Source organism: Lentzea sp. HUAS12 (genome assembly GCF_024125735.1).
GTDB classification, from domain to species: Bacteria; Actinomycetota; Actinomycetes; order Mycobacteriales; family Pseudonocardiaceae; genus Lentzea; species Lentzea albida.
Window position 1 is genome coordinate 1,793,198 of the sequence record NZ_CP099738.1, and the last position, 15,534, is coordinate 1,808,731.

Genomic DNA, 15,534 nt, shown 5'->3' on the forward strand with positions numbered 1-15,534 from the left:
GACCTGCCGACGTACGCCTTCCAGCGCGAGAGGTTCTGGCCGCAGGTGGCGCCGATCCGCCGGTCCGCAGTGGACGACTGGTGCTACCGCGTGGACTGGGAGCCGGTGCCCGTTCCGCCCGGAACCGCGGACAAGTGGCTGGTGCTCGTGCCCGCCGGGCAGGACGACCCGTGGACGTCCGAGGTCGCGAACGCGCTCGGTGGCGAGGTCGTCAGCGTGTCCGAGTCCGTCGAGCTGCCGAGCTACAGCGACCTCGCCGGGGTCGTGTCCCTCCTGGCCGTGGGCGACGACGCGCTGCCCGCCGAGACCGCCTGGCCCGGTGCGGTGCTCCAGGCCCTGGGCGAGGCCGGGATCGACGCCCCGTTGTGGTGCCTCACCCGCGGTGCGGTCGCAGTCGACCGGATCGAACGCCTGCGCAGCGCCGGACAGGCCGCTGTCTGGGGCGAAGGCCTGGTCGTCGCAGTCGAGGAGCCGCAGCGGTGGGGCGGTCTGGTCGATCTGCCCGCCGAGCTGGACGACCGGGTGCTGTCCCTGCTCGTCGACGTGCTGGCGGCTGGTGGTGACGAGGACCAGGTTGCCGTGCGCTCCACCGGCGTCGTCGGCAGGCGCCTGGTCCGTGCCGAGGTCGCGCCGGACCCCTGGCAGCCAGGTGGAACGGTGCTGCTCGCCGGCGCGGCCGGGACCGCGGACCGCCGGCTCGCCCGCTGGCTGGCCGATCGCGGCGCGACCCGCCTGGTCCTGACCGGTGCCGAGGTGGACCTTCCCGAGATCGACGCCGAGATCGTTTTCGTGGAGCGGGACGCGCTCGCGGACGCGATCGAGGAGTTCCCGCCCTCCTCGGTGTTCGTCACGGGGGACTTCGTCGAGGAGCTCACCGACGTGGCCGACCTGGACGCGCTGCTCGGTGACCGGCCGCTCGACCGGTTCGTGCTGTGCGGCTCGGTCTCCGGGACCTGGGGCTTCGCCGGCAGGCGGGAGGAGGCGGCGGTCGGCGCCTACCTCGAGGCGATCGCGCGCCTGCGCCGCGACCGCGGACTCCCCGGTCAGTCGGTCTCGTGGGGCGCGCTGGCGGGCGCGTTGGACGAACGGTCCGCCGCGCACCTGCGGCACAACGGCCTTCCCCCGATGGAGCCGGAGCGGGCGTTCGACGCGCTCGCCCGTACGGGCGCGGACGGCCGCTCTCTGGTCGTGGCGCACGTGCAGTGGGACGTCTTCGCGGCGAACCGCCGGGGCCCGCTGTTCGTGAACCTCGTGCCCGCGCCGGACGAGCAGGCGCACGACCGGAGCAACCCGCTGCGGGAGGCGCTCGCCGGACTGACCGAGGCGGAACGTCGCGCCGCACTGCTCACGCTGGTCAGGGCCAAGGCCGCGGCGGTGCTGGGACACGGCTCACCGGGCGGGATCGAGGACGACTGGCCGTTCCGCGACCTCGGATTCGACTCGATGACCGCCGTCGACCTGCGCAACCTGCTCACCGCCGAGACCGGACTGACCCTGCCCGCCTCGCTGGTGTTCGACCACCCGACACCGGCCGAGCTGGCCGGCTTCCTGCTGGGCGAGCTCTTCGGTGGCCAGGCGGAGGAACGCTCCGACCAGGGCGTCACCGCCACCGCGGACACCACCGACCCGGTCGTGATCGTGGGCATGAGCTGCCGTTACCCCGGAGGTGTGCGCTCGCCCGAGGACCTGTGGGACCTGGTCAGCGGTGAGGTCGACGCCATCGGCGGACTGCCGGTCGACCGGGGGTGGGACCTCGCGGGCCTGATGGCGCGCGGCACGCCCACCAACGGCGGCTACCTCGACATCGCCGCGGACTTCGACGCCGGGTTCTTCGGGATCTCCCCGCGTGAGGCGATGGTCATGGACCCGCAGCAGCGCATGGTGCTGGAAACGGCGTGGGAGGCACTGGAACGCACCGGGATCGACCCGGCCTCGCTGCGCGGCACCGACACCGGTGTGTTCGTCGGCGGCGGCAGCGGTGACTACCGCCCGTCCGCGGAGCCGGGCGGTCAGTGGCAGACCGCGCAGTCGGCGAGCCTGCTGTCCGGGAGGCTCGCCTACACCTTCGGCCTGCAGGGGCCGACCGTCTCGGTCGACACCGCCTGCTCGTCGTCGCTCGTCGCGCTGCACCTGGCCGTGCAGGCCGTGCGCAGCGGTGAGTGCCGCCTCGCTCTGGCAGGTGGCGTGACGGTGATGGCCACCCCGAACGTGCTCATCGAGTTCGACGGTATGGGGGCGCTCTCACCCGACGGCCGGTGCCGGGCCTTCTCCGACACGGCGAACGGCACCGGATGGTCGGAAGGCGTCGGCATCCTGGTCGTGGAGCGGCTCTCCGACGCGCGGCGCCACGGGCACGACGTGCTCGCGATCGTCCGCGGTTCGGCGATCAACCAGGACGGTGCGTCGAACGGCCTGACCGCGCCGAGCGGTCCGGCCCAGCAGCGGGTCATCCGCAAGGCACTGGCGGTCGCAGGCGTCCACCCGTCCGAGGTGGACGCGGTCGAGGCGCACGGCACTGCCACCCGGCTGGGAGACCCGATCGAGGCCCAGGCGTTGCTCGCGACCTACGGCCAGGACCGCGATCGGCCGTTGCTGCTCGGCTCGCTCAAGTCCAACATCGGCCACACCCAGGCCGCGTCCGGCGTCGCCGGCGTGATCAAGATGGTCCAGGCGATGCGCCACGGGCTGCTGCCCAGGACGCTGCACGTGACCGAGCCGTCGTCCGGGGTGGACTGGACAGCGGGCTCGATCCGGTTGCTGACCAGCAGCGAACCGTGGCCCGAGACCGGGAGGCCCCGGCGCGCCGCGGTCTCCTCGTTCGGTGCCAGCGGCACCAACTCCCACCTCGTGCTCGAACAGCCGCCCACGGGCGGGGAACCTCCCGTCCCCGCTGTCAGCGGGACCTTCCCGGTCACCTTGTCGGCACGGACGCCGGAGGCACTTCGGGCGCAGGCCCGGCGTGTGCTCGAGCACGTGAGCGCGGTGGACGTCGGACTGACCGATCTCGCGTTCTCCCTCGCGACGACCCGCGCCGTCTTCGCACAGCGCGCCGCCGTGGTGGCGGCGGACCGAGACCAGTTGCTCGACGGACTCACCGCACTGGTGCAGGAGGCGCGCAGCCCGCACGTCGTGCGTGGCGAGGCGGCTCGGTCGAGCAAACTGGCGGTGCTGTTCTCCGGGCAGGGGGCTCAGCGAGTGGGCATGGGGCGCGAGCTGTACGACCGGTTCCCGGTGTTCGCGGCCGCACTCGACGAGGTACTGGCCCACTGGGAGCCCGGCCTCCGCGAGGTGATGTGGGGCTCGGACCAGGAGACGCTGAACCGCACAGGACACGCGCAGCCCGCGCTGTTCGCGTTCGAGGTCGCGCTCTTCCGGCTGGTGGAGTCCTGGGGGCTCCGCCCCGACTTCGTCGGCGGGCACTCGATCGGCGAGGTGGCGGCAGCGCACGTCGCGGGCGTGCTGTCGCTGCGGGACGCGTGCCGCCTCGTCGCCGCGCGCGCCGCGCTCATGCAGGCGCTGCCCGAGGGCGGGGCGATGCTCGCGATCCAGGCCACCGAGGCCGAGGTCTCCGCTCTGCTGGGCGAGGGCGTCTCGATCGCGGCGGTCAACGGTCCCTCGTCGGTGGTCGTCGCCGGTGAGGAGGACGCGGTGCACGCGGTCGCCGCGCGGCTGCAGGGCCGCAAGACGTCGAGGTTGCGGGTGTCGCACGCGTTCCACTCGCCGTTGGTGGAGCCGATGCTGGCGGACTTCGCCGAGGTGGTCGCCGAGCTGTCGTTCGAACCTGCCCGGATTCCGGTGGTGTCGAACGTGACCGGACAGCTGGCGACCGACGTCCGCACACCGGGCTATTGGGTGCGGCACGTGCGTGACACCGTCCGGTTCGGCGACGGCGTGCGAGCGCTGTCGGAGGCGGGCGCGACGGTGTTCCTGGAGCTCGGACCCGACTCCGTGCTCTCCGCCCTGGCCGCGGAGTCGCTGCCCGGTGACGCGGTCGCGGTGCCCGCCGTGCGCAAGGACAGGTCCGAGGAGACCGCCGTGCTGAGCGCGTTCGCCCAGCTGCACGTCATCGGCGTGCCGGTGTCTTGGGAGGGACTGTTCGAAGGGACGGGTGCACGCCGGGTCGACCTGCCGACGTACGCCTTCCAGCACGAGCGGTACTGGCCGGAGGCCACGACCGCGCCCGCCCAGCGGACAGGGCGCGAGGACGACGCCTTCTGGGAGGCGGTCGGCCAGGAGGACTTCACCACCCTGCGGACCGCGCTGGACGTGGACCAGGACGCGCTGGCCGAGGTGATGCCCGCCCTGCTGCGGTGGAGGCGGGAGCAGACCGACCGCTCCCTTGTGGACGGGTGGAGGTATCGGATCAACTGGAGGCCGCTCGTCGTCGAGCCGCAGGCAGGGCCCGCCGGGCGCTGGCTCGTCGTCGCCCCTGCCGGTGCCGACAGCTCTCCGGTGCTCACCGCGCTGGCCGGCACCGAGGTGGTCGAGCTCGTGGTGGCGGACCTGGACCGCGCGGCGCTCGCCGAGCGGCTTCGGGAGCTGGACGGCGGTTTCCACGGCGTCGTCTCACTGCTCGCCGAGGAGAAGACCGTGGCGGACACCGCGGTGCTGCTGCAGTCGCTGGGAGACGCTGGTATCACCGCGCCCCTGTGGTGCGTCACCAGGGGCGCGGTGTCAGTGGCTCCCACCGACGTGCCCGCCGAACCGCTCCAGGCGGCGCACTGGGGTCTGGGCGTGGTGGCCGCACTGGAACACCCCGACCGCTGGGGTGGTCTGGTCGATCTGCCGGAGGTGCTCGACGACCGGTCCGCCGCGGGGCTGGCCGCGGTCCTGGCCGGGCTCGACGGTGAGGACCAGGTCGCCGTGCGCCCGTCCGCGGTGTTCGGGCGCAGGCTGGTGCCCGCTCCCGCGCCGCGGCCGGACGAGCTGTGGCGCCCGGACGGCACCGTCCTGATCACCGGGGGTACTGGCGCGGTCGCCGGCCACGTCGCCCGCGGCCTCGCCCGGGACGGCGTGCGGCACCTGGTGCTGGCCAGCAGGAGCGGCGCCGAGGCGGATGGCGCCGAAGAGCTGCGTTCCGAACTCACCGAGCTCGGTGTCGAGGTCACCTTGGCCGCATGCGACGTGGCCGACCGGGTGGCGGTGCGGGAGCTGCTGGCGGCGATCCCCTCCGAACACCCCCTGACCGGTGTGGTGCACGCGGCCGGTGTGCTCGACGACGGCGTGCTGGACAAGCTCACCCCGGACCGCTTCGACCCCGTGTTCCGGTCCAAGGTGGGTTCTGCCGTGCTGCTCGACGAGCTGACCCGCGATCTCGACCTCGACGCCTTCGTCCTCTTCTCCTCCGGAACCGCGATCGCGGGCAACCCGGGTCAGGCGAACTACGCGGCGGCCAACGCCGTGCTGAACGCACTCGCCGAGCGCCGCCGGGCCGCGGGGCTGCCGGCGACGTCGATCGCCTGGGGTGCCTGGGCCGGCGGAGGCATGGCCGAGGGTGGCAAGGCGGAGCAGCTGTCCCGCCGCGCGGGCATCGGCGCGATGGACCCCGACCTCGCCTACACCGCGTTGCGGCAGGTGGTCGCGGAGGGGGAACCGGTCACGATGGTCGCCGACGTGGGTCCGGTGCGGGGGACCACCTCGCCGCGGCCCGCTCCGCTGTTCCGGGACATGCCCGGCTACCGGGAGCCGGGGCCGGCCGAGGAAGCGCCGCGGTTCGACCTGGCGGCCCTGCCGCCCGCCAAGCGCGCGGAGGCGGTGCTCGACCTGGTGCGCGAGCGGGCCGCCGACGTGCTCGGCCACGGCACGGTCGAGGCGGTCGGGGTGCACACCCCGTTCCAGGAGCTCGGGTTCGACTCCCTGGGAACGGTCGAGTTGCGCAACCAGCTCAACGCCGCGACCGGGCTGAGCCTCGACTCGACGTTGGTGTTCGACCACCCGACGCCCACCCTGCTGGCCGAGCACGTGCTCGGACGACTCGACCCCGGCTCGTCGGTCAGGCCCGCGGACGACGAGGAGGCCGAGCTCCGGGAACTGCTGGCGTCCGTGCCGATCGCCCGGCTGCGCGAGGCGGGAGTCCTCGACCAGATGCGGCGCCTGGCCGCCGGGCAGGCGGACGAGGACACCGACGAGCAGGACGGCATCGACGAGATGTCCGTCGACGACCTGGTCCGTGCGGCACTCGAGGAGCAGAACTGATCATGGAGTCTTCCGGGGACAAGGTCGTCGCGGCACTGCGGGCGTCGATGAAGGAGGTCGAGCGGCTGCGCAGGCAGAACCAGAGCCTGCTCGCCGCCGCGACCGAACCGATCGCGATCGTCGGCATGGCCTGCCGGTACCCCGGTGAGGTGTACTCACCCGAGGACCTGTGGGACCTGGCCTGCTCAGGGGGCGACGCGGTCACCGGCTTTCCCGGTGACCGGGGCTGGGACCTCCGCTTCCTGCGCGACAGCGGTGTCGACGCACGTGGCATGGGCTTGAGCACCCAGGGTGGTTTCCTCAGCACCGCCACCGACTTCGACGCGGCGTTCTTCGGCATCTCCCCGAGGGAGGCGGTCGCCCTCGACCCGCAGCAACGGCTGCTGCTCGAGACCTCGTGGGAGGCGGTCGAACGGGCCGGGATCGATCCCGCGGGCCTGCGGGGTAGCCGGACCGGTGTCTTCGTCGGCACCAACGGGCAGGACTACGCCTACCTGGTGGTGGGGTCGCTGGAGGATGCCGACGGCGGGATCGGCACGGGGATCGCGGCGAGCGCGACCTCCGGCCGCATCGCCTACACCTTCGGCTTCGAGGGGCCGGCGATCACCGTCGACACGGCCTGCTCGTCGTCGTTGGTGGCCGTCCACCTCGCGGCACAGGCACTGCGCAACGGCGAGTGCTCGCTCGCGCTGGCCGGGGGCGTCAACGTCATGTCCACGCCGGGGTCGCTGGTCGAGTTCAGCAGGCAGGGAGGGCTCGCCGCCGACGGCCGGTGCAAAGCCTTCTCCGACAGCGCGGACGGCACGGGGTGGGCGGAGGGCGTCGGCGTGCTCGCGCTGGAACGGTTGTCCGACGCGACGCGCAACGGGCGGAGGGTGCTGGCCGTCCTGCGCGGCTCGGCGGTCAACCAGGACGGGGCCTCCAACGGCTTCACCGCGCCGAACGGCCAGGCCCAGTACCGCGTGATCCGTCAGGCGCTGGCGGCGGCGGGTCTGCGGCCGTCCGATGTGGACGTCGTGGAGGCGCACGGCACCGGGACGCCGCTCGGGGACCCGATCGAGGTGCGGGCACTGCAGTCGGCCTACGGGCAGGACCGGGACCGGCCGCTGCTGCTCGGATCGCTCAAGTCGAACATCGGGCACACGCAGGCCGCCGCCGGGGTGGCCGGTGTGATCAAGATGGTGCAGGCGCTGCGGCACGGCGTCGCCCCGAAGACGCTGCACGTGGACGTGCCGTCGTCGCACGTGGACTGGTCGGCGGGCGCGGTCGCCCTGCTGAGGGAGACGACGCCGTGGCCCGAGGTCGACCGGCCCCGCCGGGCCGCGGTGTCCTCGTTCGGGATCAGCGGCACGAACGCGCACGTGATCATCGAGCAGGCCGACCGGGATCCGGAACCGGAGAGCCGGCCCGACGCGCCGCCCGTGGTGCCATGGGTGATCTCGGCGAGGACCGAGTCCGCTCTGACGGCTCAGGTCGAGGCGGTGCGCGCGGCCGGGACGTCCCGGGTGGACACCGGCTGGTCGTTGCTGAGCCGCACACCGTTCGAGCACCGTGCGGTCCTGCTCGCCACCGCCGGCGCTGTCACCGAAGTCGCGAGGGGAGTGGCGGGGCGGAAGTCCGTCGCCTTCCTGTTCTCCGGTCAGGGCTCGCAGCGCTTGGGCATGGGACGGGAGCTGTACGACCGGTTCCCGGAGTTCACCGAGGCGCTCGACGAGGTGCTGGACCACCTCGATCCCGGTGTGCGGGAGGTGATGTGGGGCTCGGACCCGGAACTGCTGAACCGGACCGGGTGGGCGCAGCCCGCGTTGTTCGCGATCGAGGTCGCGCTGTGGCGGCTCGTCGAGGCCTGGGGGATCACCCCCGACTTCGTGGGCGGGCATTCGATCGGCGAAGTCGCGGCGGCGCACGCCGCGGGCGTGCTGTCGATGGAGGACGCGTGCCGGTTGGTGTCGGCCCGGGCCCGGCTGATGGAAGGTCTTCCCCCCGGCGGCGCGATGGTCGCGATCGAGGCGACCGAGGGCGAGGTGCTGCCGCTGCTGGGAGGAGACGTGTCGATCGCGGCGGTGAACCGCGCCGGCTCGGTGGTGGTCGCAGGGCGCGAGAGCGCGGTCCTGGCGGTCGCGAGCCGGTTCGACGACCGCAGGACCACTCGCCTGAAGGTGTCGCACGCGTTCCATTCGCCGCTCGTGGAACCGATGCTCCACGAGTTCGCCGGCACGCTGGAGGGCCTGACGTACCGGGAACCGCGGATCCCGCTCGTGTCGAACGTGACCGGCGGGCTCGTCACCGCCGAGGTGTGCGACCCGCGGTACTGGGTGCGGCACGTGCGGGAGTGCGTGCGGTTCGCGGACGGTCTCCGCGCGCTGACGTCCGCGGGAGCGACCGCGTTCCTCGAACTCGGCCCGGACGGTGTCCTGTCCGGGCTCGTCGACGACGCGCTCGCGGTGCCTGTGCTGCGCAGGGACCGCGCCGAGGAGACCGCGCTGCTGACCGCGTTCGCCCGCCTGCACGTCGCCGGCGTGGAGCCGCGGTGGTCCAGGTTCTTCGACGGGCAGGGCGCGAGGCGGGTGGATCTGCCGACCTATCCGTTCCAGCGCAGCCGGTACTGGCCCGCCGGCCAGGCGCCGACCGCGGAGTCGCTGGTGCACCGCGAGTGGGTCCCCGTGGACGTGCCGGGCGCCACGACATCGTCGGCGGTGGTGGACGACTGGCTGGAGAACGGGATCGCGTCCGCGCGCCCCGGCACTCTCGTCCTTCCCGTGCACGGTGATCGTGAGGACGTCATCACCTCCGCACACCTCCTGACCGCACGCGCGCTCCGGGTGATGCAGGACTTCCTGGGTGACGACCGCTTTGCAGGCTCCCGGCTCGTCTTCGTCACCAGCGGGGCGGTGGCCGCCCGCGGGGGCGAGTCCGTCGTGGACGTCGCCGCCGCCGCGGTGTGGGGCCTGGTCCGCTCCGCGCAGGCCGAGGAGCCCGGCCGGTTCGCGCTGGCGGACGTCGACGACTCGGACGCGTCGCGGGCCGTGCTCGCCGACCGGCTACCACTCGGTGAGCCGGAAGTGGTCGTGCGGTCGGGTGTCGCGCGGGGGAGCCGACTCGTGACGCCCACCGGCCCGGAGGTCGTCGGCGGCCTCGGCTGGAACCCGGACGGCACGGTGCTGATCACCGGGGGAGCGGGCGGGCTCGGCAGCGAACTGGCCCGGCACCTGGTGGTCCGGCACGGAATGCGGCACCTGCTGCTCGCGGGCCGTCGTGGCGGGGCGACGCCCGGCGCCGCGGAACTCGTGGCCGAGCTGACCGCCCTGGGAGCTCAGGTGACCGTGTCCGCGTGCGACGTGGCCGAACGTGACGCGGTGGCGGGACTTCTGGCCGCGATCCCGGCCGAGCACCCGCTGACGGCCGTGGTGCACACGGCGGGGGTGCTCGACGACGGCGTGCTCGGGTCGCTCACGGCCGACCGGATCAGCACGGTGCTGCGTCCCAAGGTGGATGCCGCGTGGCACCTGCACGAGCTCACGCGTGATCTCGACCTCGCCGGTTTCGTGCTGTACTCCTCGGTGTCCGGTGCGCTGGGCTCTCCCGGGCAGGCGAACTACGCCGCGGCCAACGTCTTCCTCGACGCGCTCGCCCAGCACAGGGCGGGCGAGGGCCTGCCGGGCACCTCGGTGGCCTGGGGTGCCTGGGAGCCGACCGCGGGGATGACGGCGTCGCTCGACGAGGCCCGCCTGCGCCGGATGTCACGTGCGGGCGCCGACCTGCTCCCGGTGGAGCAGGGCCTGCGGTTGTTCGACCTGGCGGTGACGTCGGACGAGGCGGCGGTCCTCGCGCTGGCGTCCATTGTGGACAAACGGGAGAAGCTCGGCCCGGCGGACGTCCCCGTGGAGAGCGAAGCCGCGCGGTTGCTCGCGCTGGCGGAGGAGGACCGGCTCGGGCGGGCACTGGAGATCGTGCGGACGCACGCGGCGGAGGTGCTCGGGCACGCGGACGCGGACGAGGTCGCCGCGGAGCTCGAGTTCCGCCGGCTGGGCTTCGACTCGCTGACCGCGATCGAGCTGCGCAACCGGCTCAAGGCCGCCACCGGCGTCCCGCTACCCGCGACGCTCGTGTTCGACTACCCCACCCCGTCCTCGCTCGCGGAGTTCCTGGTCGCGGAGCTGACCGGAACTGGCCGCGACGACATCGGGGCCGCACTCACGCCGGTGGCCGCCGACGACGACCCCGTGGTGGTCGTCGGCATGGCCTGCCGCTTCCCGGGAGGCGTGGAGTCGGCGGACGACCTGTGGGACCTGGTCTGTGCGGGAAGGGACGCGATCGGCGACTTCCCCGCCGATCGCGGCTGGGACCTGGGCGCTGATCTGGGATCGACGTCGTCCGGTGCCTTCCTGCCGGACGTCGCCGGGTTCGACGCGGCCTTCTTCGGGATCTCCCCGAGGGAGGCGCTGGCCATGGATCCGCAGCAGCGGGTCCTGCTGGAGGTCTCGTGGGACGCGCTGGAACAGGCGGGGATCGATCCCGGTGCGTTGCGGGGCAGCCGCACCGGGGTGTTCGTCGGCACCAACGGCCAGGACTACGTCCACGCCGTGTTCGCCTCCGGGGAGGACACCGCCGGGCACGCGAGCACCGGGCTCGCCGCGAGTGTCCTCTCCGGACGGCTGTCGTACACGTTCGGCTTCGAGGGCCCCGCGATGACGGTCGACACCGCCTGCTCGTCGTCGTTGGTGTCGCTGCACCTCGCGGTCGAGGCCCTCCGGCGGGGCGAGTGCGGGCTGGCTCTCGCCGGTGGGGTGACCGTGATGACCACACCGATGAACTTCGCCGGGTTCTCGCGCCAGGGCGGGTTGTCACCCGACGGCCGGTGCAAGGCGTTCGCCGACGGAGCGGACGGAACGGGCTGGGGCGAAGGCGTCGGCGTGCTCGTGGTCGAGCGGTTGTCCGACGCGGAACGTCTCGGGCACCGGGTGCTCGCGGTGGTGCGCGGTTCGGCGGTGAACTCCGACGGCGCGTCGAACGGGCTGACGGCCCCCAACGGCCCGTCCCAGCAGCGCGTGATCCGCGCGGCACTGGCGCAGGCCGGCCTCACACCGTCCGATGTGGACGTCGTCGAGGCGCACGGCACCGGGACGCCGCTGGGAGACCCGATCGAGGCCCAGGCGCTGCAGGCCGTGTACGGCAGGGACCGCCGGCACCCGCTGCTGCTGGGATCGGTGAAGTCGAACATCGGGCACACCCAGGCCGCTGCGGGAGTCGCGGGTGTCATCAAGATGGTGCAGGCGCTACGGCACGGTGTCGCCCCGAAGACGCTGCACGTGGACGTGCCGTCGTCGCACGTCGACTGGACCGCGGCCGCGGTGGAGCTGACGACCGAGAACGCGACGTGGCCCGCGACGGGCAGACCGCGGCGTGGCGGGGTGTCGTCGTTCGGGCTCAGCGGCACGAACGCACACGTGATCCTGGAGCAGGGGCCGGAGGAGACCGACCGGGCCGGACACGACGACGACCGCGTGATCCCGTGGGTCGTGTCGGCGAAGTCCGAGCAGGCACTGGCCGCCCGGCTCGCGAGCCTGGGGTCCGTCGGTTCGCCTCGGACCGACGTCGGCTGGTCGTTGGCGCGGCGGCCGGTCCTCGACCACCGTGCCGTGCTGCTCTCCGCGGGGGGCGGTGTCACCGAGGTCGCCCGGGGCGTCGCGAGCCCGCAGCGGATCGCCTTCCTCTTCCCCGGCCAGGGTTCGCAGCGGCTGGGAATGGGACGGGAGCTCCACGCGCGGTTCCCGGTGTTCGCCGAAGCCTTCGACGCCACGCTCTCGCTGCTGGAACCGGGGTTGCGGGACGTGATGTGGGGGGAGGACCCCGACCTGCTGGACATGACCGTGCACGCGCAGCCCGCGCTATTCGCGGTCGGGGTGGCGTTGTTCCGCCTCGTCCTGTCGTGGGGCGTGCGGCCGGTCCTCGTGGGCGGCCACTCGATCGGCGAGGTCGCCGCGGCGCACGCCGGCGGAATCCTGTCGCTGGAGGACGCGTGCGCGCTGGTGAACGCACGGGCCGCGTTGATGCAGGCCCTGCCGTCCCTGGGAGCGATGGTCGCGATCGAGGCCACCGAGGAGGAGGTCCTGCCGCTGCTGGGCGGAGGTGTGTCGATCGCGGCGGTGAACAGGTCCGACTCGGTGGTGATCTCGGGCGAGGAGGCCGAGGTGCTCGCGATCGCCGAGGGGTTCGCCGAGCGCAGGACCCGCCGGTTGCGGGTGTCGCACGCGTTCCACTCGCCGTTGATGGAGCCGATGCTCGAGGACTTCGCCGTGGTCGTGAAGGGGTTGACGCTGCACGAACCTCTGGTGCCGGTGGTGTCCAACCTGACCGGAGCGCCCGCCACCGACGAACTCCGGGAGCCGGGGTACTGGGTGAGGCACGTGCGCGAGACCGTCCGGTTCGCCGACGGGGTGCGTGCGGCGACCGGAGCGGGAGTGACCGCGTTCCTCGAACTGGGACCCGGCGGTGTCCTGTCGGGCCTGGTCGAGGAAGTGCTCGCGGTGCCGGCCCTGCGCGGGGACCGCGACGAGGAGACCGCCGTGCTGACCGGTCTGGCGCGGCTGCACGTCCACGGCGCCGAGGTGGACTGGCGCCGGGTGCTCGGTCCCGGCCGCCTGGTGGATCTCCCGCCGTACCCGTTCCAGCACCGCCGGTTCTGGCCCGCGGGGTCGGCGGCGAGCGCGGGCCCGTCCGGCCTCGGTCAGGTCGCGGCCGGCCACCCGCTCCTCGGCGCCTCGGTCCACCTGGCCGACGCCGGCGAGGTCGTGCTGACCGGACTGCTGTCCCAGGTGACGCACCCGTGGCTGGCCGGGCACCGGGTGGGCGACGTCGCGGTGTTCCCGTCCACGGCTCTGCTGGAGCTGGCGATCAGGGCGGGCGACGAGGTGGGCTGTGCTCGGGTGGACGAGCTCGACCTGACCGCCCCGGTCGTGGTGCCCGGCCGCGACGCGGTGCGGGTCCAGGTGCGGATCGGTGCCCCCGACGAGTCCGGCCGGCGCACGCTGCGCGTGCACACCCGCGTCGCCGACGGCGCTGAGGGGGACTGGACCGAGCACGCGACCGGCGTGCTGAGCACCGGACTGGAGGCAGGGACCCGGCTCACGTCGGCCTGGCCGCCGGACGGCGCGGTGCCGCGGGAGACCGGCGACCTCCCAGGCCTGCGGGCGGCCTGGCGGCACGGGGACGACGTCCTGGCCGAGGTCTTCCTGCCCGAGGACGAGGACGGGGAGGCGTACGGACTGCACCCGGCACTGCTCGAAGCGGCCGTGGGGGCCGCGGCACTGCTCGGGTTCGACGACGCGGTCCCGCTCTCGTGGAGCGGCGTCGCGCTGCACGCGTCCGGTGCCTCCGCGATCCGCGTGCGCGTGGCCAGGAGCGGGCCGGACACCGTGTCGCTGAGCGCGGTGGACACCTCAGGAGCGCCGGTGATCACGTGTGCCTCGGTGCTGCTCGGGTCCGCGGCGACCCCGGTCGCCTACCGGGGTTCGGCGGAACCGCTGCTGCGCCTGGAGTGGGCGGCACTGGACGTCCGGCCCACCCCGGTTCCCGTCGCCGAGGTCGGTGGCTGGCTCGACCGCGGGCTCGCCGACGCGGAACCGGGCACCCTGGTCGTCCCGGTCGCGGGAGACCCCGGCGACGTCGTCGCCTCCACCCACCTGCTGACCGCGCGTGCCCTTCAGGTGGTGCAGGAGTTCTTGGCGGACGACCGGTTCGCGACCTCAAGGCTGGTGTTCCTCACCAGGGGCGCCGTGGCCGCGGACGCCCGTGAGCACGTGGTCGACGTCGCGGCCGCCGCGGTGTGGGGGCTCGTCCGTTCGGCGCAGGCGGAGGAACCGGGCCGGCTGCTGCTGGTCGACTCCGACGACTCGGTGGCGCTGCCGGGTCTGGCCGAGCAGGTGCTGCCCGACGAGACCCAGGTCGTCATCCGCTCCGGTGAGGTGCGCGTCGGGCGGCTCGTGCGCACGCCCGCCGGGACCGAACCGGTGCGGTGGGACCCGGACGGCACGGTGCTGATCACGGGCGGTACGGGGGGCCTGGGCAGCGAACTGGCACGTCACCTGGTGTGTGCGCACGGAGCCCGGCAACTGGTGCTCGCCGGTCGGCGTGGCCTCGCCACGCCGGGCGCCCCCGAACTCGTCGCCGAACTGGCCGGGCACGGCGCGCACGTCGTGGTCGCCGAGTGCGACGTCTCCGACCGCGCGTCGCTGACCGGCCTGCTCGCGGCCATCCCGGACGAACACCCGTTGACCGCTGTGGTGCACACGGCCGGTGTGCTCGACGACGGCGTCATCGCCTCGTTGACCGCGCCGCGGCTCGACGCGGTCTTGCGCCCGAAGGCGGACGCGGCCTGGCACCTGCACGAGCTGACGCGGGAGATGGACCTCGCCGGTTTCGTGCTGTACTCCTCGGTCTCCGGTGTCGTGGGCAGCCCCGGACAGGCGAACTACGCCGCGGCGAACGTCTTCCTCGACGCCTTGGCGGCGCACCGCGCGGGTCAGGGCCTGCCCGCGGTGTCGGTGGCGTGGGGTGCCTGGGCGCCCACCGCGGGCATGACCGCGACGCTGGGCGAAGCCGCGCTCGAACGGATGTCCCGCGCCGGTGCGGCGACCTTGTCGGTCGAGCAGGGACTGCGGCTCTTCGACGCCGCGCTGGCCTCCGGTGAGCCCTCGGTGGTCGTACTGCCTCCCGCGAGCACGACCGATCCGCGGCGCCGGACGGCCGCGCGCGCGATCCCCGTCGTCGACGCGGTGGCCGACCGACTGCGCGGGATGCCCGAGGGCGAGCGGACCGCGTTCGCCCTCGCCCTGGTCCGGTCGCACGCGGCCGAAGTGCTGGCGCACGCGCACGCGGACGAGGTCGTGGCGGACCAGGAGTTCCGGCAGCTGGGGTTCGACTCGCTGACCGCGATCGAGCTGCGCAACCGGCTCGGCGCCGTCACCGGGCTGCGGCTGCCCGCCACGCTGGTGTTCGACCACCCCACACCCGCCGCGCTGGCGGCACACCTGGTCACCGCGCTGGTCGGTGGTTCCGGGGAAGGCGGAGACCTGTCACCGCTGGCCGAACTGGACCGGCTGGAATCCGTGCTGGCGGCCTGCGACGCCGACGACGACCTCCGGGCAGGGGTCGCGGTCCGGCTGCGGTTGCTGCTGGAGCAGTGGAGCGGTCAGACCAAGGAGTCCGACGAGCGCGCGGTCGCGGACCGGATCCACACCGCGAGCACCGACGAGGTCTTCGCGTTCATCGACAACGAGCTCGGCCGCCTGCGGGATCGCTGATCCTCCGTCTGCCGTGAGAATGAAAGGGCGCACCGCG

At 73.6% G+C, this 15,534-nt stretch carries 2 protein-coding genes (1 of these 2 running past the window's edge); both read left to right on the forward strand.

Annotated features, from left to right (window positions below; translation table 11 throughout):
- Positions 1-6,195: the 3' end of a type I polyketide synthase gene (locus ND450_RS07775; RefSeq protein ID WP_253325480.1), read on the forward strand. 26,217 nt of this gene lie to the left of the window's left edge; only the last 6,195 of its 32,412 coding nucleotides appear in the window; the start codon falls outside the window, past its left edge; it ends in the stop codon at positions 6,193-6,195.
- A gap of 35 nt (positions 6,196-6,230) precedes the next feature.
- Positions 6,231-15,497, forward strand: a complete 9,267-nt coding sequence (locus ND450_RS07780) for a type I polyketide synthase (protein WP_371927757.1) — start codon at positions 6,231-6,233, stop codon at positions 15,495-15,497.
- Positions 15,498-15,534: the final 37 nt, after the last annotated feature.